General features: G+C 68.3%; 22 protein-coding genes and 2 pseudogenes. 16 read left to right on the plus strand and 8 right to left on the minus strand.

Annotation, left to right across the window (positions count from 1 at the left end; genetic code table 11):
- Positions 1-21: 21 nt before the first annotated feature.
- Genes AC0KS4_RS05905 through AC0KS4_RS05915 form a run of 3 tightly spaced genes read right to left on the minus strand, consistent with a single transcriptional unit; the run spans position 22 to position 2,721 of the window.
- Entirely contained in the window at positions 22-444 is a 423-nt protein-coding gene (locus AC0KS4_RS05905) for a PPOX class F420-dependent oxidoreductase (protein WP_225327136.1), read from the minus strand.
- Positions 445-446: 2 nt separating this feature from the next.
- Positions 447-1,553 carry an acyl-CoA dehydrogenase family protein gene (locus AC0KS4_RS05910; RefSeq protein ID WP_238957545.1) on the minus strand — a complete coding sequence of 369 codons (1,107 nt, stop codon included), beginning with the start codon at positions 1,551-1,553 and terminating at the stop codon, positions 447-449.
- Positions 1,554-1,560: 7 nt separating this feature from the next.
- A complete protein-coding gene (locus AC0KS4_RS05915) occupies positions 1,561-2,721 on the minus strand; it encodes an acyl-CoA dehydrogenase family protein (RefSeq protein ID WP_225327138.1) in 1,161 nt (386 codons plus the stop codon).
- A 201-nt stretch (positions 2,722-2,922) separates the two neighbouring features.
- On the opposite strand from AC0KS4_RS05915, the gene AC0KS4_RS05920 reads away from it, so the two are divergent.
- The 3 genes and pseudogenes from AC0KS4_RS05920 to holA all read left to right on the plus strand — a co-directional run bounded on the left by AC0KS4_RS05920 (position 2,923) and on the right by holA (position 6,309).
- A complete protein-coding gene (locus tag AC0KS4_RS05920; RefSeq protein WP_225327139.1) occupies positions 2,923-3,774 on the plus strand; it encodes a ComEA family DNA-binding protein in 852 nt (283 codons plus the stop codon).
- Between the two features lie 50 nt (positions 3,775-3,824).
- Positions 3,825-5,325: pseudogene (locus AC0KS4_RS05925) on the plus strand (ComEC/Rec2 family competence protein).
- 30 nt (positions 5,326-5,355) lie between these two features.
- Positions 5,356-6,309, plus strand: a complete 954-nt coding sequence (gene holA / locus AC0KS4_RS05930; protein WP_238958008.1) for a DNA polymerase III subunit delta — start codon at positions 5,356-5,358, stop codon at positions 6,307-6,309.
- A gap of 4 nt (positions 6,310-6,313) precedes the next feature.
- Here the strand turns inward: holA and rpsT are convergent, their stop codons facing one another.
- Positions 6,314-6,574, minus strand: coding sequence for a 30S ribosomal protein S20 (rpsT, locus tag AC0KS4_RS05935; protein WP_067171559.1), 261 nt, complete (start codon positions 6,572-6,574; stop codon positions 6,314-6,316).
- A gap of 144 nt (positions 6,575-6,718) precedes the next feature.
- On the opposite strand from rpsT, the gene AC0KS4_RS05940 reads away from it, so the two are divergent.
- The 3 genes from AC0KS4_RS05940 to AC0KS4_RS05950 are packed head-to-tail and all read left to right on the plus strand — an operon-like array spanning position 6,719 to position 10,181.
- A complete protein-coding gene (locus AC0KS4_RS05940; protein ID WP_238957546.1) occupies positions 6,719-8,365 on the plus strand; it encodes a circularly permuted type 2 ATP-grasp protein in 1,647 nt (548 codons plus the stop codon).
- Complete coding sequence (locus AC0KS4_RS05945) at positions 8,365-9,342, plus strand: alpha-E domain-containing protein (RefSeq protein ID WP_238958009.1); 978 nt, start codon at positions 8,365-8,367, stop codon at positions 9,340-9,342. Before AC0KS4_RS05940 ends, AC0KS4_RS05945 begins: the two co-directional genes overlap by 1 nt.
- Positions 9,342-10,181, plus strand: a complete 840-nt coding sequence (locus AC0KS4_RS05950; RefSeq protein ID WP_238957547.1) for a transglutaminase family protein — start codon at positions 9,342-9,344, stop codon at positions 10,179-10,181. The genes AC0KS4_RS05945 and AC0KS4_RS05950 overlap by 1 nt, the downstream gene beginning before the upstream one ends.
- A gap of 16 nt (positions 10,182-10,197) precedes the next feature.
- On the opposite strand, the gene AC0KS4_RS05955 is transcribed toward AC0KS4_RS05950, so the two are convergent.
- The gene (locus AC0KS4_RS05955) at positions 10,198-10,557 is read right to left on the minus strand and encodes a winged helix-turn-helix transcriptional regulator (protein WP_238957548.1); all 360 of its coding nucleotides are present in this window, start codon (positions 10,555-10,557) and stop codon (positions 10,198-10,200) included.
- Positions 10,558-10,662: 105 nt separating this feature from the next.
- On the opposite strand from AC0KS4_RS05955, the gene AC0KS4_RS05960 reads away from it, so the two are divergent.
- Positions 10,663-11,031 carry a DoxX family protein gene (locus AC0KS4_RS05960; protein WP_238957549.1) on the plus strand — a complete coding sequence of 123 codons (369 nt, stop codon included), beginning with the start codon at positions 10,663-10,665 and terminating at the stop codon, positions 11,029-11,031.
- A gap of 79 nt (positions 11,032-11,110) precedes the next feature.
- Positions 11,111-11,818 carry a hypothetical protein gene (locus AC0KS4_RS05965; RefSeq protein ID WP_238957551.1) on the plus strand — a complete coding sequence of 236 codons (708 nt, stop codon included), beginning with the start codon at positions 11,111-11,113 and terminating at the stop codon, positions 11,816-11,818.
- 12 nt (positions 11,819-11,830) lie between these two features.
- On the opposite strand, the gene AC0KS4_RS05970 is transcribed toward AC0KS4_RS05965, so the two are convergent.
- On the minus strand, positions 11,831-12,673 hold the full coding sequence (locus AC0KS4_RS05970) for a ribonuclease Z (protein WP_238957552.1): 843 nt from the start codon (positions 12,671-12,673) through the stop codon (positions 11,831-11,833).
- Positions 12,674-12,841: 168 nt separating this feature from the next.
- On the opposite strand from AC0KS4_RS05970, the gene AC0KS4_RS05975 reads away from it, so the two are divergent.
- Positions 12,842-13,270: a CBS domain-containing protein gene (locus AC0KS4_RS05975; RefSeq protein ID WP_008255284.1), complete on the plus strand. Its 429-nt coding sequence runs from the start codon at positions 12,842-12,844 to the stop codon at positions 13,268-13,270.
- A gap of 97 nt (positions 13,271-13,367) precedes the next feature.
- Here the strand turns inward: AC0KS4_RS05975 and AC0KS4_RS05980 are convergent, their stop codons facing one another.
- Positions 13,368-13,970: a type II toxin-antitoxin system PemK/MazF family toxin gene (locus AC0KS4_RS05980; protein WP_238957553.1), complete on the minus strand. Its 603-nt coding sequence runs from the start codon at positions 13,968-13,970 to the stop codon at positions 13,368-13,370.
- Here AC0KS4_RS05980 and lepA point away from each other — a divergent pair.
- The 3 genes and pseudogenes from lepA (at position 13,952) to AC0KS4_RS05995 (ending at position 17,492) form a co-directional block, all read left to right on the plus strand.
- Positions 13,952-15,959 (plus strand): annotated as a pseudogene (gene lepA, locus AC0KS4_RS05985) (translation elongation factor 4). The gene AC0KS4_RS05980 and the pseudogene lepA overlap by 19 nt on opposite strands.
- A gap of 2 nt (positions 15,960-15,961) precedes the next feature.
- The gene (locus AC0KS4_RS05990; RefSeq protein WP_225327148.1) at positions 15,962-16,720 is read left to right on the plus strand and encodes a sensor domain-containing protein; all 759 of its coding nucleotides are present in this window, start codon (positions 15,962-15,964) and stop codon (positions 16,718-16,720) included.
- Positions 16,721-16,748: 28 nt separating this feature from the next.
- Positions 16,749-17,492, plus strand: a complete 744-nt coding sequence (locus AC0KS4_RS05995; protein WP_225327149.1) for a sensor domain-containing protein — start codon at positions 16,749-16,751, stop codon at positions 17,490-17,492.
- Between the two features lie 9 nt (positions 17,493-17,501).
- On the opposite strand, the gene AC0KS4_RS06000 is transcribed toward AC0KS4_RS05995, so the two are convergent.
- The gene (locus AC0KS4_RS06000; protein WP_425326382.1) at positions 17,502-19,541 is read right to left on the minus strand and encodes a glycoside hydrolase family 15 protein; all 2,040 of its coding nucleotides are present in this window, start codon (positions 19,539-19,541) and stop codon (positions 17,502-17,504) included.
- A gap of 127 nt (positions 19,542-19,668) precedes the next feature.
- Here AC0KS4_RS06000 and AC0KS4_RS06005 point away from each other — a divergent pair, with 127 nt between their 5' ends.
- The 4 genes from AC0KS4_RS06005 to cysW all read left to right on the plus strand — a co-directional run bounded on the left by AC0KS4_RS06005 (position 19,669) and on the right by cysW (position 22,915).
- Positions 19,669-19,863, plus strand: coding sequence for a hypothetical protein (locus tag AC0KS4_RS06005; protein ID WP_067171583.1), 195 nt, complete (start codon positions 19,669-19,671; stop codon positions 19,861-19,863).
- 336 nt (positions 19,864-20,199) lie between these two features.
- On the plus strand, positions 20,200-21,231 hold the full coding sequence (locus AC0KS4_RS06010; protein WP_225327150.1) for a sulfate ABC transporter substrate-binding protein: 1,032 nt from the start codon (positions 20,200-20,202) through the stop codon (positions 21,229-21,231).
- Positions 21,228-22,100 (plus strand): sulfate ABC transporter permease subunit CysT, encoded by an 873-nt coding sequence (cysT, locus tag AC0KS4_RS06015; protein WP_238957555.1) that lies wholly within the window; start codon positions 21,228-21,230, stop codon positions 22,098-22,100. The genes AC0KS4_RS06010 and cysT overlap by 4 nt, the downstream gene beginning before the upstream one ends.
- Positions 22,097-22,915, plus strand: a complete 819-nt coding sequence (gene cysW, locus AC0KS4_RS06020) for a sulfate ABC transporter permease subunit CysW (protein WP_238957556.1) — start codon at positions 22,097-22,099, stop codon at positions 22,913-22,915. The genes cysT and cysW overlap by 4 nt, the downstream gene beginning before the upstream one ends.
- Position 22,916: the final 1 nt, after the last annotated feature.

Raw genomic sequence — 22,916 nt, forward strand, 5'->3', positions numbered from 1 at the left:
GACGCTCGACCCGTTAAGCGCTCAGTCGCTGATGTCGAACCCCGCGTTGATCTTGGTCGGTCGCACCCGCACCACCAACTCGCCGGGAACGGCGTTGCGGCGGCCGAACTCCTCGGCGCGTTCGGCGCCCATGTACCGGGCGCCGGTGCGGGTGGCGATGTCGAGCACGTCCGCGGGGTCCTCGCTGACCGTCGCCAGACCTTGGACTTGGACAAAGGAATACGGCGGATGGGGATCGTCGACGCAGATCACGACACGCGAATCACGCGCTATCGCACGCCCTTTCGACGTGTCACGCCCGGTGTTGAAGGCCAGCTGACCCTCATCGACGACGAACCACACCGGGGTGACCAGCGGCCGGCCGTCGGCGGCGACGTACCCGAGCATCCCCGTACGGGTGCCGGCTGAGAGGAATGAGACGACCCTTTCGGAGAGCTCGGCCATCCTTAGAGGCGGGCCAGGTCGTAGTCGCCGAGGTGGTCGATCAGGTTGTGCAGGTGCTCACCCGAGGTGCCCAGCGTGTGTTCGATCGCGGTGAGCCGGGCGGCGTAGTGGCTGATCGGGTACTCCGCGGTCACACCGATGCCGCCGTGCATCTGGATCGACTCCTGCGCGATGTGCCGGCCCGAGCGTCCGATCTGCAGCTTGGCCCGCGAGGCGATCACCGGGTCGAGGTTGCCGTCGGCGATCGACATCGCGGCGTACAGGCTCATGCTGCGGGCCAGTTCCAGCGACACGTACATGTCGGCGGCGCGCTGTGTCAGCGCCTGGAATTTGTTCAGCGTGACACCGAACTGCTTGCGGGTCTTGAGGTAATCGGTCGTCAGGCGCAGCGATTCCTCCATCGCCCCGAGCGCTTCGGCGCACAGCGCCGACTGGATACGGATGACGGCGTTGCGGATGGCGCCCGACGCGTCGGCCGCCTCACCCAGGGGTTCGGCGGGGGCGGAATCGAGATCGACCTGGGCGCCGCGTTGCCCATCGAAGGTCCGGTACGGGTGCCGAATGGCGGCGCCCGCGTCGACCAGGAACAGGCCGGTGCCGCCGTCGGGCAGGGCGGCGCTGACCACCAACGTGTCGGCGCAGTCCCCGGCGAGCACCGGGTTCTTCCGGCCGCTCACGGTCCACGAATCACCTTGCCGCGCAGCCTTGGTGGTCACCTCGGCCGACGGTTTGCGCTGGCCCGGTTCGAGGTCGGCGAAGGCCAACAGCCGTTGCCCTGACGCGACCTCGTCGAGCAGCTGCCTCTGCTCCTGGCTGCCCAGCTCGGCGATCAGCGCACCGGGTCCCAGCGCGGCGTGCAGGACCGGTTCCGGGGCCAGCCGCCGCCCGATCTCGGTGAGCACCACCGCGATCTCGATCTGGCCGGACTCGTCGGGCTCGAATCCCAGCCCGAGGATCCCGGTGTCGGCGAGCTGGCTCCAGACCTCGCGGCTCCAGCCCAGTTCGGAGCCGATGACCTTGTTGCGGCTTTCCGGGTCATAGGTGCGCGCCAGCAGGTCGCGTGTGGTGTCGCGGAGCAGGGACTGCTCGTCGCTCAACTGAAAGTCCATGGCTGCCTCACAATCCCAGAATGGTGGACGCGATGATGTTGCGTTGCACTTCGCTGCTGCCGCCGTAGATCGACGTCTTGCGGTAGTTGAGGTAGTGCGGCGCGCTGTGCTGCGCCCAGGACGGCGACGAGATGTCTTCGCCGTTGGCCGGCAACGCATCCGGCCCGGCGACCTCGACGAGCAGTTCGGTGGCGATCTGTTGCAACTGGCTGCCGCGCAGCTTGAGCACCGACGAGGCCGGGTTGGGCTGTCCGTTAGCGGAGTCGGTGACCACCCGTGACTGCGTGAGTTCCAGTGCGAGCAGCTCGTTTTCGGCCTCGGCCAGCCGCGCCGCGAACAACGGATCCTCGAGCACCCCGGTGGCCGCGGCGTGCTTCTTCACCTCGGCGAGGCGCACCTTGGTCCGGCCCACGCCGGCGATGCCGGTGCGCTCGTTACCCAACAGGAATTTCGCGTACGTCCAGCCCTTGTTCTCTTCTCCCACAAGCTGATTGGCCGGCACGCGGACGTCTTCGAAAAAGACCTCGTTGATCTCGTGGCCGCCGTCGATCGTCTTGATGGGCCGCAGCGTGATGCCCGGCGTGTTCATGTCGAAGAGCAGGAACGAGATGCCGGCCTGACGCTTGGGCGCCTGCGGGTCGGTGCGGACCAGGCAGAAGATCCAGTCCGCGTATTGGCCGAGGGTGGTCCAGGTCTTCTGCCCGTTGACGACGTAGCTGTCGCCGTCGCGGACCGCGGTGGTGCGCAGCGACGCCAGGTCGGACCCGGCCTCCGGCTCGGAGAACCCCTGGCACCACCAGATGTCGAGGCTGGCCGTCGGGGGCAGGAAGCGTTGTTTGACGTCCTCCGAACCGAATTCGGCGATCACCGGGCCCACCATCTTGGTGTTGAAGTTCAGCGGCTCCGGGACGCACGCCAGCTGCATTTCGTCGGCCCAGATCTGGTGCTGGGTCGGCGTCCAGTCCTTGCCGCCCCACTCGACCGGCCAGTTCGGTACCGCCAAACCGTGTTCGTGCAAGATCTTGTGGCTGGTGACGATGTCGTCGCGGTTCACTTCCGCCGAGCCCTGGCGCACCCGGTCGCGCAACTCCTGGGGAATCTTGGTCGTGTAGACGCTGCGGAGTTCGTCGCGGAACGCGGCTTCCTCGGGTGTGAGCGCCAGTTGCATGGCAGCCTCCTGTCGTTGCTCCGGTGAGCGTGGCGGCCCATCGCCCAGAGCTGGTTTCTGGCGATGCTGGTCGTTCGCTCAACCTCCATCTTGGCTCATCCCGTGCGGGGCCTGTGCACAGCCTCGGGTTAATCCACAGAACGGGTCGGAGGCGCCCTTCGCCGGGGCGGTTGCGGCGGTGGGCGGATTTACGGTCGGCCCATGCGAACAGAACTTCCGGCCGAGCGCCTGCAGCGACGGCTGCGCGCCGAACCGGATACCGACCCGCACGGCGAGGACTCCGGGGCGGACCCGGACGGGGACGCCCCGAACGACGACCAGAATTCGCTGCTGCCGCGGTGGCTGCCCGACTCGTCCCAGGACCGGGGCTGGGTGGCGAAGGTGCGCGCCGACCCGGGACGCGCGGGCGCCATCGGATTGGCGATCGTGGCGGCGCTGGCGGTGCTGGTCACGGTTTTCACGTTGGTGCGCGACCGGCCGGCGCCGGTGATGTCGGCCAAGCTGCCGCCGGTGGAGAAGGTGTCGACGGCGAGCCCACGCTCCTCGGCGAGCCCGACGCCCGGACCCGATCAGCCGGTGGTCGTCAGCGTGGTCGGCCTGGTACACACGCCCGGCCTGGTGACGCTCGCACCCGGCGCCCGCGTCGCCGACGCGCTGCAGGCCGCCGGCGGCGCGGTCAACGGCGCCGACACCATCGGACTCAACATGGCCCGACCGCTCGGCGACGGTGAGCAGATCGTGGTCGGCCTCGCGCCCGTCTCGGGACAGCCGACGGCCCTGGGCAGTTCGGTGGCCTCCGGATCGACATCCACGTCGAAGGCGCCGCCACCGCGGTCGGGGACGGTCAAGCCGAAACCGGGCGAGGCGGTCAACCTCAACACCGCGACGGTGCAGGAACTCGACGCGTTGCCCGGGGTCGGGCCGGTCACCGCCGCCGCGATCGTGGCGTGGCGCCAGGCCAACGGCAAGTTCACCAGCGTTGACCAGCTCGCCGACGTCGAGGGGATCGGGCCGGCGCGGCTGGAGAAGCTGCGCGCCCTGGTCCGTGTCTGACCCGGGTGCATCACCCCGGGTCGGCCGCCTCGCCCGCGGTGCGGGTCGATGTGCGCCTGGTGCCGGCGGCGCTGACCTGTTGGGCGGTGACCGCCGGCGGCATCTGGTGGCCGATCGGGCGCATCCTCGCCTGGTGCTGCGTCGCGTTGATCGGCGCCTCCGGAGCGCTGGCGTGGCGGGCGCTGCGCGGCCGCGGGGGTGCGCGGTTGCGGGCGATCAGCGCCGGGCTCGCGGCGATCGGTGTCGTGGGGGCGGGATTCGGGTTCGCCATCGCGCTGCGCGCCGACGCCGTCGATCGCCACCCGATCACCGCGGCATACGGCGTGACCGCCGCGGTCACGGTCACCCCCACCGAGAGCCCGGTGTCGTTGGGCAGCGGCCGGTTGATGTTTCGGGCCACTCTGCAACGCCTGCGCGCCGACGAAATATCCGGGCGCGTCGTCGTTTTCGCGCGCGCCGCGGATTTCGGTGGGCTGATGGTGGGCCAGCCACTGCGATTCAGCGCCCGCATCGGCCGCCCGACGCGGCGCGACCTGACGGTCGCGGTGCTCAACGCGTCGGGCCGGCCGACGATGGGCACCGCGGGCGTCGTGCAACGGGCGGCGCACGCCGTGCGCGGTCGATTCTCCGCAACCGTCCGCGACACACTGCCCGGCGAGGAGGCGGCGCTGCTGCCCGCGCTGGTGCTCGGCGACACCTCGGCGGTGCCCGGCGACACGGGCCGCGACTTCCGCGCGGCCGGCATGACGCACCTGATGGCCGTGTCGGGGGCCAACGTGACGATCGTGTGCGCCGCCGTGCTGTTCTCGGCCCGATTGATCGGCCCCCGGACGGCGGTCGTACTGGCCGCACTGGCACTGGTGGCCTTCGTCATCGTCGTGCAGCCGACGGCGAGCGTGTTGCGGGCCGCGGCGATGGGCGCCATCGCGTTGACGGGAATGCTGAGTTCGCGTCGGCGGCAAGCCATTCCGGCGCTCGCCGCCACGGTGCTGCTGTTATTGGCGCTCGCCCCGCACCTGGCCGTCGACGTCGGCTTCGCGCTGTCGGCGCTCGCCACCGCCGCGCTGGTCGTCATCGCACCGGAGTGGTCGCGGCGGCTGACGGGAAGGGGGATCCCTAAGCCGTTGGCCGATGCGCTGGCCGTCGCCTGGGCCGCGCAGATCGTGACCGCGCCGCTGGTCGCCGCGATCTCCGGCCGCTTCAGCGTGGTCGCCGCCGCCGCCAACCTCGTCGTGGCGGGCGATCGCGCCGATCACGGTGCTGGGCACCGCCGCGGCCGCGCTCTGCCCGGTGTGGCCGGCCGCCGCGCGGCTGCTCATCCGGTTCACCGGCCCCGAGTTGTGGTGGGTGGGCGGCGTGGCCCGCTGGGCGGCCGGCCTGCCCGGCGCGACGGTGCCGGTCCCGCAGGGCATGCCCGGCACGCTGCTCGTCGGCGGTGTGACGGTGCTGGCGATCGTGCTGTGGCGGTGGAGCCCGTTCCGCGTCGTCTCGGGGGTGGCCGCGCTGGCCGGGCTGGCCTGGGCGCTGTCCGGGATCGTCGGTCGGTCGTGACACCATCATGGGGTGAGCGAGGTTTCGCCGTTGCACCTGGTGCTGGGAGACGAGGAACTACTGGTCGAGCGGGCGGTGGCCGACGTGCTGCGGTCGGCGCGGAAACGGGCCGGCAAGGACGCGGACATCCCGGTCAACCGGATGCGGGCCGGTGACGTCAGCACCTACGAGCTCGCCGAGCTGCTGAGTCCCTCGCTGTTCGCCGACGAGCGCATCGTGGTGCTCGAGTCGGCCGGTGAAGCGGGCAAAGACGCTGCCGCAATGATCGTTTCGGCCGCGGCCGACATGCCGGCGGGCGTCGTGCTGGTGGTCGTGCACTCGGGCGGCGGCCGGGCCAAGGCGCTGGCCACCGACCTGCAGAAGCTCGGCGCCCAACTGCACCCGTGCGCGCGGATCACCAAACTCAGCGAGCGCATCGACTTCGTCCGCAAGGAGTTCCGCGCTTTGCGGGTGAAGGCCGACGAGGCGACGGTGACCGCGATGTTGGACGCGGTCGGCTCCGACCTGCGCGAGTTGGCGTCCGCCTGCTCCCAACTGGTCGCCGACACCGGCGGGGCGGTCGACGCCGCCGCGGTGCGCCGCTATCACAGCGGCAAGGCCGAGGTGAAGGGCTTCGACATCGCCGACAAGGCGGTGGCCGGCGACATCGAGGGGGCCGCCGAGGCGCTGCGGTGGGCGATGATGCGGGGCGAGCCCCTGGTGGTGCTGGCGGACGCGCTGGCCGAGGCGATCCACACCATCGGCCGGGTCGGCCCGCTGTCGGGCGATCCCTACCGGATGGCGTCCCAGCTGGGGATGCCGCCCTGGCGGGTGCAAAAGGCCCAGAAACAGGCGAGGCATTGGTCGCGGGACACGGTGGCCACGGCGATGAAGGTTGTCGCCGCGCTCAACGCGAACGTCAAGGGGGCGGTGGCGGACGCCGACTACGCTTTGGAATCCGCGGTCAGACAGGTTGCCGAGCTGGCCGCCCAGCGCAGCCGCTGAGAACTCAGAGCTTGTTGAGGGCCTGCGCCAGGGCCGACTTCTTGTTGGCGGCCTGGTTCTTGTGGATCACGCCCTTGCTGGCAGCCTTGTCCAACTTGCGGTTGGTCGAGACCAGCAGCTCGGCGGCCTTCTCCTTGTCGCCGGCGTGGGTGGCCTCGCGGAAGGCGCGGACGGCGGTGCGCAGCGACGACTTCACCGACTTGTTGCGCAGGCGGGCGCGCTCGTTCGTCTTGTTGCGCTTCTGCTGCGACTTGATGTTGGCCACGCTCGAGTTCCTTCTTCGATCAGACGTTTGGTTGGGACGCCGGAATCACCACAGCGATTGCCCAGGTTATCAGTGAGTTACGTTTTCCCCCAAAACGGGAACACGTGGGCTGCCATAACGTCGATCTGAGGCAGCATCTGAACAGTGAGTCTGACGAACCAGCTTGAGGAGACCAGGCGGGGTTTTCGCGCCGCGCGTTCGGAGCGAATTTTCGGCGGATACAACACATCCTCGGACGCCTACGAGATGGCCTTCGATGAGATGTTCGACACGCAGGGCGCCGTTCGCGGCCCCTACAAGGGCATCTATGCCGAACTCGCGCCATCGGACGCCTCGGATCTCAAGGCTCGCGCCGAAGCGCTCTCCCGCGCCTTCCTCGACCAGGGCATCACCTTCTCTTTGTCGGGCCAGGAGCGGCCCTTCCCGCTGGACTTGGTGCCGCGAGTCATCTCGGCCGCCGAGTGGGCCCGGCTGGAACGCGGCATCACCCAGCGGGTCAAGGCCCTCGAGAGGTACCTCGACGACATCTACGGCGACCAGGAAATCCTCGACGACGGGGTGATCCCGCGCCGCCTGATCACCTCCTGCGAGCACTTTCACCGGCAGGCCATGGGCATCGTCCCGCCCAACGGCGTGCGGATCCACGTCGCCGGCATCGATCTGATCCGCGACGAAAAGGGCGATTTCCGGGTCCTCGAGGACAACCTGCGGTCGCCCTCGGGCGTCTCCTACGTCATGGAGAACCGGCGCACCATGGCGCGCGTCTTCCCGAACCTGTTCGCCACGCATCGCGTGCGTTCGGTCGACGACTACGCCGGCCACCTGCTGCGGGCGCTGCGCAACTCCGCGGCCACCAACGAGGCCGACCCCACGGTGGTGGTGCTGACCCCGGGCGTCTACAACTCCGCGTATTTCGAGCATTCCCTGCTGGCCCGCCAGATGGGGGTCGAGCTGGTCGAAGGGCGCGACCTGTTCTGCCGCGACAACCAGGTGTACATGCGTACCACCGAAGGCGAGCGCCAGGTCGACGTCATCTATCGGCGCATCGACGACGCCTTCCTGGACCCGCTGCAATTCCGGGCCGACTCGGTGCTGGGGGTGGCCGGCCTGGTCAACGCCGCCCGCGCCGGAAACGTCGTGATCTCCAGCGCGATCGGCAACGGCGTCGGCGACGACAAACTCGTCTACACCTACGTGCCCGCCATGATCGAGTACTACCTGGGCGAGAAGCCGCTGCTGGCCAACGTGGAGACGCTGCGCTGCTGGCTCGACGAGGAACGCGAAGAGGTGCTCGACCGGATCGACGAGCTGGTCCTCAAGCCGGTCGAGGGGTCCGGCGGCTACGGAATCGTGTTCGGCCCGGAGGCCTCCCATAAGGAACTGGCCGCCGTCGCCAAGAAGATCCGCGACGACCCGCGGAGCTGGATCGCCCAGCCGATGATGGAACTGTCGACCGTGCCGACGCAGGTCGGCAGCGCGCTGGCGCCCCGCTACGTCGACTTGCGGCCGTTCGCGGTCAACGACGGCAACGACGTGTGGGTGTTGCCCGGCGGCCTCACCCGGGTGGCCCTGGTCGAGGGGTCACGGGTGGTCAACTCCAGCCAGGGCGGTGGCTCGAAGGACACCTGGGTGTTGGCGTCGCGGACCTCGACCGGCGATCACGAACTCGGTGCCGCCGAAGTGGTGCGCTCCCTGCCGGACTCCATGGCGGAGCCGGGCAGCGACGGCCAGGCCGACGAGCGGCAGGACGACCAACCCCAGCAGAAGCAGCGGCAGATCGTGATCCGGTGATGCTGGCACGTAACGCCGAGGCGCTCTACTGGATCGGCCGCTACGTCGAGCGCGCCGACGACACCGCGCGAATCCTGGACGTGGCGCTGCACCAATTGCTCGAGGATTCCAGCGTCGACCCGGATCAGGCCTCGCGCCTGCTGCTGCGGGTGCTCGGCATCGACCCGCCCGATCATGACCTGGACGTGTGGTCGTTGACCGATCTGGTGGCCTACAGCACCAACGCCCAGGGCGGCTCTTCGATCGTCGACGCGATCACCGCGGCGCGGGAAAACGCCAAGTCGGCGCGGGAGGTGACGTCCAGCGAGATCTGGGAGTGTCTCAACACCACCTACCACGCCCTGCCCGAACGCGAACGCGCCGCCAAACGCCTTGGGCCCCATGACTTTCTGTCGTTCGTCGAGCGGCGGGCGGCCATGTTCGCCGGCTTGGCGGACTCGACGCTGTCGCGCGACGACGGATATCGCTTCATGGTGTTGGGGCGGGCGATCGAGCGCGTCGACATGACGGTGCGGCTGTTGCTGTCGCGGGTTGGGGACAGCGCTTCGTCTCCGGCGTGGGTGACGCTGCTGCGCTCGGCGGGCGCGCACGACACGTATCTGCGCACCTATCGCGGTGTGCTCGACGCGGGCCGCGTGGTCGAGTTCATGTTGCTGGACCGGTTGTTTCCGCGTTCGGTGTTTTACTCGCTGCGGCTGGCCGAACACAACCTCGACGAACTGGTCCGCAATCGGCAGAGCCGGATCGGGGCCACCGCCGAGGCCCAGCGGTTGCTCGGGCAGGCACGCAGCGAATTGGAGTTCGTCCAGCCCGGTGTGCTGCTGGAGACGCTGGAAAGCCGGTTGGCGGGCCTGCAGCGCACCTGCCGCGATGTCGGAGAAGCCTTGGCGCTGCAGTACTTTCACATCACACCGTGGGTGGCGTGGTCGAACGCCGGTCAGCGCGCCGGCCTGGTCAGCAGGAAAGGGGACGGCTGATGTGGCGGCTGCGGGTGGTGCACACCACGGGGTACGCCTACCAGTCGCCGGTGACCGCCTCCTACAACGAAGCCCGGCTGACCCCGCGGTCGAACAACCGCCAGAACGTCATCCTCAACCGCGTCGAGACCATCCCGGCAACCCGGTCCTACCGCTACATCGACTATTGGGGCACCGCGGTGACGGCGTTCGACTTGCACGCGCCGCATACCGACCTCACGGTGATGTCCTCGTCGGTCGTGGAGACCGAACGCGCCGAGGCGCCGGCCACCGAGGTGGACTGGGGGGAGCTGCATTCGGATGCGGTGATCGATCGCTTCGACGACCTGCTCCGCCCCACCGAACACACCCCGGCCAGCAAGCGGGTGGCTGCGGTGGGCAAAAAGATCCGCAAGAACCACAGCCCCGCCGAAGCCGTTGTTGCGGCGGCCAATTGGGTGCGCGAGGAGCTGGACTACCTTCCGGGGACCACCAGCGTGCACTCGTCCGGGCTCGACGCCCTGAAAGCAGGCAAGGGCGTCTGTCAGGACTTCGTGCACCTGTCGCTGATGTTGTTGCGCGGCATGGGGATTCCCTCGCACTACGTTTCGGGCTACTTGCATCCCAAATGTGACGCCGTCGTCGGGGACACCGTGGACGGGCGAAGCCACGCCTGGATCGAGGCGTGGACGGGCGCGTGGTGGAGCTATGACCCCACCAACGACGCCGAGATCACCGAGCAGTACGTCGGCGTGGGTGCCGGCCGCGACTATGCCGATGTTTCCCCGTTGAAGGGCATATATTCCGGGGAGGGCGCCACCGACCTCGACGTGATCGTGGAGGTGACCCGGCTCGCCTAAGGGCCGATATGCGGCGTTACCGTGACATGCGGTTGGCGTTGATCTCCTCGTGGTGCGCCATGGCCCACTGGGCCAGGGAGATCACCAGCGGCAGCAATGTCCGTCCGAGTCCGGTCAATTCGTACTCGACTCGCGGTGGCACCTCGGCGTAGGCCGTGCGGTCGACCAGGCCATCCTCGACCAGATGCTTGAGCGTCAGGGTGAGCATCCGCTGCGAGATGCCTTCCACGGTCGCCTCCAACTCGCCGAACCGCATTGGCCCGTCACGCAGCGTGCCGATTACCAGCAGGCTCCACTTGTCGCCGATGCGATCGAGGACCTCCCGGACCGCACCGCCCTCGGGTATCCGCGGCGTCTTCCGTGTGACGTTCGTCATATCGAAGTCTCCGTCCTGGATACATACATCGATGTGCCTTATGCGGCGGGCCCAGCGCTGACACACGATGTGGCTACGCACAAATGGTAAGGATTGGGGAACACCGTGAACATCGCACTGTGGGCCGCGCAGAGTCTGCTCGCCTTCGTCTATCTCGTCGCGGGTGGGCTCAAAGTCGTTCGGCCGCGCGAACAACTCGTAGCATCGGGCCGACTCGACTGGATGAAGGACCACTCGGACGCTGCGGTCAAGGCCGTTGGCGCGGTCGAGATCCTCGGCGCGCTCGGCGTGATCCTGCCGGAGGCAACCGGCATCGCCCGCGTCCTGACCCCAGCCGCTGCGGTGGGCCTAGTCATCGTGCAGATCGGAGCGATGCGCGTGCACCTGACTCGTAACGAGCGACAACCGTTGCCAATCAACGTAATTCTCTTGTTGCTCGCGTCCTTCGTCGCGATCGGTCGATCCGTAGGCTGAGCCCTCGACGAGGCCGCTGGCCTCCCGCCCGAGGCGCTGGGTAGCCGACGCCGAGGCGCCGCAGGGTTACCGTTCAGCGATGAACGGTATCCGCGAAGCCGCGGCCCACCTCGAGGCGAACCGTCCCCGGCGCGGCGGCCCGCCCCTGACGGCGCTGGCCCTGCTCTGCATCGGGCTGCTCTTCGGTGGGATCGCGATCGGCGTCGGGATGGGCGGCGTCATGCCCTTGCCGTACGGTCCGGTCGGCGCGGTGGCGGCGTACGTGCGCGCCCAGCCGGTGGCCGTGCGGATCATGGCCGTTGCGACGTTCGCGTCGTCGGTCCCGCTTGCGGTCTATGCGGCGATGGCCGCCGCGCGGCTGAGGCAACTCGGAGCCGGTGCCGCCGCGTCGATCGCGTTCGCGGGCGGTGTTTTGGCCGCCGGGGCGCTGGGGCTGGCCGGACTGCTGGGGTGGGCGATGTCGTGGCCGGACGTCAGTACCGACACCGCCTTGGTGAGGGCGCTGTACTTGCTGGTCTTTCTCACCGGCGGCCCGGGTCACATCGTGGCGTTGGGCCTGTTGGTCGCCGCGATGGCGGCGTCGGGGCGGACCGGGGGAGCGCTGCCCCGGCCGCTGGCACGGATCGGTCTGGCGACTGCTGTCCTCGCCGAATCGGCGGCGGGGGTGTTGATCTGGCCCGCGCTGGGCGTCCTGTTGCCGATCGCGCGGGTCCTGGCGCTGATCTGGCTGGTGGTGGCCGGTGCCGCCATTGTCCGTGCGGTGCAACGGGATTCGCCATCCCGGTGAGCGCGACGTTCGTCAGGACGGCGCGTCGATCTGGACCCGGTGCAGGTCGTCACCGAGCTCGATGCGCCCACCGAACTTCCCGGCGGCCAGCGCCCGCCACTGCTCTTCCTGGCCGGGCACCAGCGCCGGCACGTAGTGCGTCATGACGAGGGTGTCCACGCCCGCGCGGGCCGCGGTCGCCGCCGCCTCTTCCACTGACGAGTGGTAGTCGCAGATGTCGACGAGCCGCTGCTGCGGGATGGTGGCGACGATGTCCTTGCGGATCACGGTGTGCACCAGGGCGCCGGCACCGGCCGCCAGCTCGTCCAGGCTCGCGCACGGCACGGTGTCGCCCGCGAGCACCACCGACGCCCCGTCGTAGTCGATGCGGAACCCGATGGTCGGGGCCACTGGCCGGTGATCGGTGGCGCCCACCCGGATCGATACGCCGTCGCGGTCCCAGACCGGACCGTCGGTGTGTTCGTGGACCTCGACGGCCGGCGGCGCATTCAGATCGGCGTGATGGGCGATCCGGTAGCCGATGTCGTGGCGGAACGCCCCCAGCGTCGCCTCCACCAGTTCGGCGGTGCCGGGCGGCCCGATGATGGGCAGCGGCGCGGGATCGGGGGTGAAGGTGCTGATCCACCGCGTGATGAGGACGTCGCCGAGGTCGCCGACGTGATCACTGTGCAGGTGGGTGAGCAGCAGGGCCGACAACCCGGCCGCGCCCACCCCGACCGCCGCCGCGCGCTGGAGCACCCCGCGCCCGCAGTCCACCAGGAACACCTGCCCGCCGGCCCGCACCAGGGTCGACGGCCCGGCGCGGTTCGGGTCGGGGATCGGACTACCGGTGCCCAGCAGGGTGACCTCGATCATGGCCCCATCTTGCAGGTCCCCGCCGTGAGCAGTGGCCCAATCGAACGATCCGGCCGGCCGTCGGCGCTTGGACACGATCTGTTTGCGGGTTCCGTGGGTGGCTTTTCCGCCGCGCGAGTTAGCCGTAGCCTGATGTGAAGCGGATCACAAACCCGGCTGGAGGCCTTGATGCGGATTGCGGACGTCTTGCGGAATAAGGGCGCAGCGGTGGTGACCATCAACCCGGACGCGACGGTTCGCGAGCTGCTGGCGGGTCTGACCGAGCAGAACATCGGCGCCATGGTCGTGGTCGGCGACGAGGGGGTCGTCGGCATTGTGTCGGAGCGCGACGTCGTGCGCCAGCTGCACACTCATGGCGCCAGCGTGCTCTCTCGCCCGGTGTCCAAGATCATGACCAGCATGCTGGCCACGTGCACGAAGGCCGACACCGTCGACGCGATCAGCGTGCTGATGACCAAGAACCGGGTGCGCCACGTCCCGGTGCTCGACGGGAAGAAGCTGATCGGCATCGTCAGCATCGGTGACGTGGTGAAGACCCGGATGGAAGAACTCGAGGCCGAGCAGCAGCAGTTGCAGTCCTACATCACCCAGGGCTGACTCGCCGGCCCATCTCGGCCCCGCTCGCCGAGCGTGCATTCAGGGCGAAAATTGGCGGATTTCCCGCCGTGGTTACACGCTCGGCGACTTGGCCGACTCAACGCCAGGAGTAGTCGGCGCGCAGCCGGGCCGCCACCACGTCGAAGATCTCGCGATCCAGGATGGCGCCCTCGCGGCGGATGCCCTCCTCGGGCACGTCGAGCACGCGGTCCAGCCGGACCCAGCTGGATCTTCCCTCGTAATCCCAACTGCCAGAACCGATTCCAACCCAGTCGGGATCGGCGGCGTGGCGCTCCTGGCTGGAGACCATCAATCCCAGCAGGGTGCCGCGATCGCGTCCCACCACCAGCACGGGCCGGTCCTTGCCCCGGCTGGGGTCGTCCTCGTAGACCACCCACGTCCAGACGATCTCGCCGGGATCGGCCCGGCCGTCCAGGCTCGGCGCGTACACGAGTTTGCGGGCCCGCTGCGCGGTGGGCAGGCTGTTGCTGGTCACCGGCCGGCCCGCGACCGTCGTGTCGGACGGTGGCGGTGTCGCGGCCGCGATGACGTTCGCGGTGATCCGCACGGCCTGCTGCAACTCGCGCAGGACGGTCTGGGAATTCTGCACGTGCCGCGCCAGCCGCGGGGCCCCGTTGAACACCAGATTCTCGGCGAACCGCTGGAACGTCTTCCACTGCGATTTCCGGGCAGACGCCATATTCGCAGCATAGACGCGAGCAACCGGGCGCGACTGTGTCCAAGTAGGTCCGGACGACGCTGCATAGATACGCTGGACTTGGCCGCGAACGGCCAGCACAACGGCCGCGCAGCGCCCATCACGTTTGACGTAGACCAGGAGATTCCCATCAGCAGTTTCGCCGACAAGACCTTCACCGCGCCGGCGCAGATTCGGAATTTCTGCATCATCGCCCACATCGATCACGGCAAGTCGACGCTGGCCGACCGGATGCTGCAGCTCACCGGTGTCGTCGATGAGCGCTCGATGCGCGCCCAGTACCTGGACCGGATGGACATCGAGCGCGAGCGCGGCATCACCATCAAGGCGCAGAACGTCCGGCTCCCCTGGAAAGTCGACGACGAAGACCACGTCCTGCACCTGATCGACACCCCGGGCCACGTCGACTTCACCTACGAGGTCTCGCGCGCGCTGGAGGCCTGCGAGGGCGCGGTGCTGCTGGTGGACGCAGCCCAGGGCATCGAGGCCCAGACCCTGGCCAACCTCTACCTGGCGCTGGACCGCGACCTGACCATCATCCCGGTGCTCAACAAGATCGACCTGCCGGCCGCCGACCCGGACCGCTACGCCGGAGAACTGGCCCACATCATCGGCTGCGAGCCCGACGACGTGCTGCGGGTGTCGGGCAAGACCGGCGAGGGAGTCGCGGAACTGCTCGACGAGGTGGTGCGCCAGGTGCCGCCCCCGCAGGGCAAGGCCGACGCGCCGCTGCGGGCGATGATCTTCGACTCCGTCTACGACATCTACCGCGGCGTGGTGACCTACGTCCGGGTGGTCGACGGCAAGATCACCCCGCGCGAGCGCATCGCGATGATGTCCACCGGCGCCACGCACGAGCTGCTCGAGGTCGGCATCGTCTCGCCCGAGCCGAAGGCCAGCGACGGCCTGGGGGTGGGCGAGGTGGGCTACCTGATCACCGGGGTCAAGGACGTCCGCCAGTCCAAGGTGGGTGACACCGTGACGACGGCACGGCGCGGCGCGGCCGACGCGCTGACCGGGTACCGCGAACCCAAGCCGATGGTCTACTCGGGCCTGTATCCCGTCGACGGTTCGGACTACCCGGACCTGCGCGACGCGCTGGACAGGCTGCAACTCAACGACGCGGCGCTGACGTACGAGCCCGAGACGTCGGTGGCGCTGGGCTTCGGATTCCGTTGTGGCTTCCTGGGTTTGCTGCACATGGAGATCACCCGGGAGCGTCTGGAGCGGGAATTCGACCTGGATCTGATCTCGACGTCACCCAACGTCGTCTACCGGGTCATCAAGGAAGATGACACCGAAATCGTCGTGACCAACCCGTCGGACTGGCCGGAGGGCAAGGTCCGCGCGGTGTACGAGCCGGTGGTCAAGACGACGATCATCGCGCCCAGCGAATTCATCGGCACCATCATGGAACTGTGCCAGTCGCGCCGCGGCGAACTCGGCGGGATGGACTACCTGTCGCCCGAACGGGTGGAGCTGCGCTACACCATGCCGCTGGGCGAGATCATCTTCGACTTCTTCGATTCCCTGAAGTCGCGCACCCGCGGCTACGCCAGCCTCGACTACGAGGAGGCCGGCGAGCAAGAGGCCCAGCTGGTCAAGGTCGACATCCTGTTGCAGGGCGAGGCCGTCGACGCGTTCAGCGCGATCGTGCACAAGGACGGCGCCTCGGCCTACGGCAACAAGATGACCACCAAGCTCAAAGAGCTGATCCCGCGACAGCAGTTCGAGGTGCCGGTCCAGGCGGCGATCGGATCGAAAATCATTGCGCGCGAAAACATCCGAGCCATCCGCAAGGACGTGCTGTCCAAGTGTTACGGCGGTGACATCACCCGCAAGCGCAAACTTCTGGAAAAGCAGAAGGAAGGCAAGAAGCGGATGAAGACCATCGGGCGGGTCGACGTGCCGCAGGAAGCGTTCGTGGCGGCGCTGTCCGCGGACGCGGCGGGCGACAAGGGCAAGAAGTAGCCATGCGGATACTCAAGGCGGCGGCGACGTTCGCGGCGCTGGCCACGCTGGTGACGGGCTGCGGCGGGGTCGTGGAGGGTACCGCGAAGCCGGCGCCGAACCTGAAGCTGCGGCCGCTGAATGGCGCGGCGGTCAGCAAGGTGCTTCTCGACGGCGCGGCGCTGTCGCGGATGCTCGACCAGACCCTGGTCTCCCGCGATCCGGCCCAAGTCGGCGGCCCCGAGAAGCTCTACCAGGTCAAGCGGTCGACGTCGCAGGCCGGTTGCCTGGGCGTGACGGCGATGCTGCAGAAGAGCGTGTACCGGTCCGGCCAAGTGCAGGACGTCGCCTCGGAGTCGTGGTGGAACAACGGCGAACCGGCGCAGGTGATCACCGTGATGGAGGGCGTGGTCACGCTGCCGTCGGCCGCGCAGGCTCAGGCGCTGTTCGCGCAGTTCTCCCAGCAGTGGCAGCAATGCAACGGCATGACGACCTCGGAACAGTCCGGCCCGATCAGCACCACGAACGTCATCAGCGATGTCCGCGGCACCGCGACGACCATCGCGGCGACCAAAACCGCCACCTCGGTGCTGCCCAACATGCCGGCCCTGCGGCCCACCCCGCAGGCGCGTGCCATCGGTATCCGGTCGAACTGCCTCGTGGAAGTCGAGGTGGTCTTCTTCGGCGGGCGGCGATCCACCGACCCGGGATCGGCCGACATCAACACCAGCGCGCTCGACATCGCGCACGCCATGATGGACAGGGTCAACGCGCTGAGCTGACGCGGGCTGGGCGGCCGGGAGGGGTGAAGTGAAAAGCACCTGGCGTTCGCTGGCCGCTGTGATCGCGGTGCTGCTGGTGAGCGGGTGCACCGAAACCACGGCCGGCACAGGAGGTCTGGCGCCGAACGCGGGTCGGGTGCCGGCCATCAAACGGGTCTTGTTCGACGGGACCGCGCTGGCAAAACTGCTCGACCAGCCGTTCCAGCCCTACCCGCACTATTCGGAGTTCGGCGGCGGCGACAAATTGGGGACCAATTGGGAGAACGACCGGCCGACCGAGTGCATCGGGGTCGTTCACCTGATGCAGCGGGTCACGTACGGCTCGGCGCCGATACAGGAAACGGCCGGCGAAATGTGGGTGCACAAAGGCGATTCCGTGAAGATCGACAGCGTCCTGCAGGGCATCGTCGCGTTGCGGACGGCCGCGGACGCCGACGCGTTATTCGCCAGGTTCGTCGCGCAGTGGCAGAAGTGCGACGGGACCACGCTGACCGTGGAGCCCATCGATGTATGGGGTTTCGACGCCATCGCCGACGTGCGCGTCCTGGATTCGGTTGTGGCGGCTACGGTTTCGATGCGATCCGGCCCACGCGGGGGATTGAACGCAATCCCATCGGCCCGGGCCCTCGGCGTCAAGGGACCTTACGTGGTCGAGGTGACCGTCGACTTCATTCCCATCTATGGTCCGGGCGATCAGGGCAACGGCGACATCAACACCACCGCCATCGACCTCGCCCGCGCACTCATGGACAAACTCGGCGCCCGCAGCTGACGGATCCAGCTACATCGGCGCGTTGGCGGGCTGGAACATCCCGGAGCCGTCGGCCTCCTCCTCGGCCCGAATGACGTGCACCACGGCGTTGATCAGCGCCAGGTGGGTGAACGCCTGCGGGAAGTTGCCGAGCTGGCGACCGGTGCGCGGCTCGATCTCCTCGGCGTAGAGGTGCAGCGGGCTGGCGTAGGACAGCAGCCGCTCGCACAGGCGTTTGGCGCGGCGCACCTCGCCGATCTCGACCAGCGCCGACACCAGCCAGAACGAGCAGATCGTGAAGGTGCCCTCCTCGCCGGACAGGCCGTCGTCGGTCTCCTCGACCCGGTAGCGCAGCACCAGGCCCTCCTGGGTGAGTTCGTCGGCGATCGCCAGCACGGTGTTGCGCACCCGCGGGTCATCCGGCGGCAGGAACCGCGTCAGCACCACCAACAGCAGCGAGGCGTCCAGCGCGTCGCTGCCGTAGCGCTGGGTAAAGACCCCGCGGGAATCCACGCCGTGCGCCAGGATGTCGGCCTTGATCTCCTCGGCGATGGCCCGCCACTGCTGGGCGTAGCTCTTCTCGCCCTGCCGCTCGGCCAGCTTCGCCCCGCGGTCGAGCGCCACCCAGCACATCACCTTCGACGACGTGAAGTGCTGCGGCTCCCCGCGCACCTCCCAGATTCCGCGGTCGGGCTCGCGCCAGTGCTTGATCGCCTCCTCCACCTGCTTCTTCAGCACCGGCCACAACGTCTCTGGGACCTGCTCGCGCGACTTGGCGTGCAGGTAGAAGGAGTCCAGGATGGAGCCCCAGATGTCATGCTGGACCTGGTCGAAGGCGCCGTTGCCGATGCGCACCGGCCGGGCCTGGTCGTAGCCGGACAGGTGATGCAGTTCCTCTTCCACCAGGCTGCGCTCGCCGCCCACGCCGTACATCACCTGCAGCGGGTGCCGCTCGTTGTTGTTGGCCCCCGACACGTCGGCGATGAAGGCGAAGAAGTCGTCGGCCTCGCGGTCCAGTCCGAGCGTGTACAGGCCCCATAACGCGAACGTGGAGTCGCGCACCCAGGCGTAGCGGTAGTCCCAGTTGCGTTCGCCCTGCGGTGTTTCCGGCAGCGACGTGGTGCTGGCCGCCAGCAGCGCGCCGGTGGGCGAGTAGGTCAACCCCTTCAGCGTGAGCGCGCTGCGCTGCAGGTAGGCCCGCCACGGGTGGTCGGGGAAGTTGCCGATGTTGATCCACTGCCGCCAGCACTCGGTGGTCTGCCACATCTTGTCGGCGGCCTCTTGGTAGGTCTGCGGCGCCGGGTGTTTGGTCCAGCTCAGGGCCACGAACACGTCGTCGCCCTCTTTCATCCGGGTGCGTGCCCGTGCCTCCCGGCCTTCCAGCCCGATCCGCAGGTTGGTCGTCAGCCGCAGTGTCGGGTGGGCGTCGGGCTGCCTGGTGGCGCGCGCGATGGCCTCGCCGTACGCGTTGGCGGAGTATTCCCAGGTGGCCCCCACCCGGTGGTAGTCGAACGCCGGCTCGCAGCTCATCATCAGTTCGACGGTGCCGCTGACGCAGCGCACCGTGCGCAGCAGAATGTGCTCGGCGTCCCAGTCCATCGGGGTGCGGCGGTGCGTGCGCGACCGGCGGTCGAGGTCGTGCCAGGGGCCCATCACCAGCGCGTCACGCACGATCAGCCACCCGGTGTGCGTCTGCCAGGTGGTCTCCATGATGAGGCTGCCCGGCAGATACCGGCGGGCCGACGGCACCGAGACGCCGTAGGGGCCCAGCCGGAAATGGCCGGCGCTGCGGTCCAGGATCGCCCCGAACACGCTCGGCGAGTCTGGCCGCGGCACACACAGCCACTCCACCGACCCGGCCGGAGAGATCAGGCAGGTGGTTTCCCAGTCCGACAGGAACGCGTAATCGGCGATCGGCGGAAAGGGATTGCGCAGGGCTGCACTGGGAGCGAGGGGCCCGGGGGTGCGCAGGTCGATCGACGAAGACATCGACGTTGCGGCCACCGTCTGTGGCGCTTCCTCGGGCATGGTGTCGGCCGGTTGGTCGTCGGGCTGAACATGCAGAACCATCTGGACATCATCGACCGCGCGGCGGCCCGGCGTCCAACGTTTCGCCGAGGCGGCGTGGCGCACACCTGCCCGGGCGCCGGCGTTCACGCATTGGTTTTGTGCGGCAGCGCCGCATAGGGTGAGCTCCGTGAACGCGTTCCTCAACTGGTGGGACGGCAACGAGCTGTGGCTTTCGGGGCTCCCTTTCGTGCTGCAGGCCATGGTGGTGATGCCGGTCGTGCTGGCGGTGGCCTACGTGACGGCGGCCCTGCTCGACGGGCTGCTCGGCAAGGGCATCGAGTTGATGCGCCGTGCCCGCCATGCCGGTGAGACCTCCGGGTGACGCGCATGCCTCGGTCGCACGTGACGCTGGTTCTCCTGATCTTGGTGGCGCTGGTGATCGGCATGTGGCTGGTCACGCACTTGATGCACCGTTGAGTCGCCCGCCGCATTCGCTCGGCGCCGGCTCCGGTGGCGGCACCGTCAATTCCTGTTAGGCTTCCCGCCATGCGCGTGGCGTTTGGCATTCCCGGGTGCTATGCCTTCGTGCACTGTTGTCGCTGACTCCCAAACCCGTGTGCGGTCTGGTTCTGGAGTTCTCGAATCCTCCTGAAGTTCTGGTTGCCTTTCCGCTGATACGGGACCGAGATCCGTTACGTTCCCCACCGGAAGGCCTTCGATGGACATCAGGACCGCGTTGCGTTGGCGGCCTGTCTTCGCCCTGATTGCGATAGCCGGCATCGTCGCCGGCTGCCACGGGGGTGCCAGCGATGCTGTCGGCGGCGGTGGGCTGGCCGGCGCGCACACTTCCATCACGCTGGTCGCCTACTCGGTCCCAGAACCCGGATGGAGCAAGATAATTCCGGCGTTCAATGCCTCCGAGGAGGGCAAGGGCGTGCAGGTGGTGACCTCCTATGGGGCCTCCGGTGACCAATCCCGCGGCGTCGTCGACGGCAAGCCGGCCGACGTCGTGAACTTCTCCGTCGAGCCCGACATCGCTCGATTGGTCAAGGCCGGCAAGGTTTCCAAGGACTGGAACACCGACGCCACCAAGGGAATCCCGTTCGGGTCGGTGGTCACGCTGGTGGTGCGCAAGGGCAACCCGAAGCACATCAAGGATTGGGATGACCTGTTGCGGCCCGGCATCGAGGTCATCACGCCCAGCCCGCTCAGTTCGGGGTCGGCCAAGTGGAACCTGCTCGCACCGTACGCCGTCAAGAGCGAAGGGGGCGCCAACAGCGCGGCCGGTGTGGATTTCATCAAGAAACTGGTGACCGAGCACGTCAAACTCCGTCCCGGATCAGGGCGCGAAGCCACCGACGTCTTCATCCAGGGCAGCGGTGACGTGCTGATCAGCTACGAGAACGAGGCCATCGCCACCGAGCGTGCGGGCAAGCCGGTTGACCACGTCAACGTGCCGCAGACCTTCAAGATCGACAATCCGGTCGCCGTCGTCAACACCAGCCCCCACCTGCAGGCCGCCGTCGCCTTCAAGAACTTCCAGTACACCGCGGCGGCCCAAAAGGTTTGGGCGCAGGCAGGTTTCCGGCCGGTCGATCCGTCCGTCGCCGCCGACTTCCGCGCCCAGTATCCGGTGCCGACGAAACTGTGGACCATCGCCGACCTCGGCGGGTGGAGCACTGTCGATCCGCAGCTGTTCGACAAGAGCACCGGCAGCATCACCAAGATCTACACGCAGGCCACCGGATGACGGCCATCACGCCGGACCCGGCGGCGGTCCGGCCCGAACTCAGCGGCGAGCCCGAGCACGGGCCGCTGCCCGGGCGGGGCCGCGGCACCACCGCCCTGCGGGTCGGGGCGGCCACCGTGTGGTTGTCCGTGATCGTGTTGCTGCCGCTGGCGGCGATCGTCTGGCAGTCCGCCGGCGGCGGCTGGCAGGCGTTCTGGCTCGCGGTCACCTCGAACGCCGCCTTGGAGTCGTTTCGGGTCACCCTGACGATCTCGGCCGGGGTGACTGTGCTCAACCTGATTTTTGGCCTGGTGATCGCGTGGGTGCTGGTGCGCGACGACTTCGTCGGGAAGCGGCTCGTCGACGCGATCATCGACCTGCCGTTCGCGCTGCCCACCATCGTCGCCAGCCTGGTCATGCTGGCCTTGTACGGCAACAACAGCCCGGTGGGTCTGCACCTGCAGCACACCGCGTGGGGCGTGGTGGTGGCGTTGGCCTTCGTCACGCTGCCGTTCGTGGTCCGCGCGGTCCAGCCGGTGCTGCTGGAGTTGGACCGTGACGCCGAGGAGGCGGCCGCGTCGCTGGGCGCCAGCGGCCCGAAGATCTTCACCTCGGTGGTGCTGCCGGCGTTGCTGCCCGCGCTGTTATCAGGCGCGGGCCTGGCGTTCTCACGCGCCATCGGAGAGTTCGGGTCTGTGGTGCTGATCGGCGGCGCGGTGCCGGGCAAGACCGAGGTGTCATCGCAGTGGATACGGACCCTGATCGAGAACGACGACCGCACCGGCGCGGCAGCAATATCCGTTGTGCTGTTGGCGATTTCGTTCGTGGTCCTGCTCGTCCTGCGGGTCGTGGGTGGGCGCGCGGCCAAACGCGAGGAGCTCGCCGGATGACGTCGTCGGCGGGAGTCCGCTATTCCCTGCGATTCGTGGCGCTCGGATACGTTTTCGTGTTGCTGGTCGTGCCGGTGTCGTTGATCCTGTGGAGGACATTTCGACCCGGATTCGGCCAGTTCTACGCCTGGGTCAGCACCCCCGCGGCGATATCGGCGCTGAACTTGACCCTGCTGGTGGTGGCCATCGTGGTGCCGCTCAACGTGGTTTTCGGCATTCCGACGGCATTGGTGCTCGCGCGCAACAGGTTTCGCGGTAAGGGCGTGCTCCAGGCGATCATCGACCTGCCGTTCGCGGTTTCGCCCGTCATCGTGGGTGTGGCGTTGATCGTGTTGTGGGGCTCGGCCGGCGCGTTGGGGTTCGTCGAAAAGGATCTCGGGTTCAAGATCATCTTCGGCCTGCCGGGCATCGTGCTCGCCAGCATCTTCGTCACCCTGCCGTTCGTCGTGCGTGAGGTGGAGCCGGTGCTGCACGAGCTGGGCACCGACCAGGAGGAGGCGGCCGCGACGCTGGGTTCGGGCTGGTGGCAGACGTTTTGGCGGATCACGCTGCCCTCCATCCGGTGGGGCCTGACCTACGGCATCGTGTTGACAATCGCACGTACCCTGGGGGAATACGGTGCGGTGCTTATCGTGTCGTCGAACCTGCCGGGGAAGTCGCAAACGCTGACATTGCTTGTTTCGGACCGATACAACCGGGGCGTCGAGTACGGCGCCTATGCGCTGTCGACCTTGCTGATGGGTGTTGCGGTGCTGGTGCTGATTTTCCAGGTGGTTCTCGACGCCCGCCGCGCCCGAGCGGCGAAGCAGGCCTGAC

It is taken from the genome of Mycobacterium sp. NTMscope_MAC_12 (genome assembly GCF_976985675.1).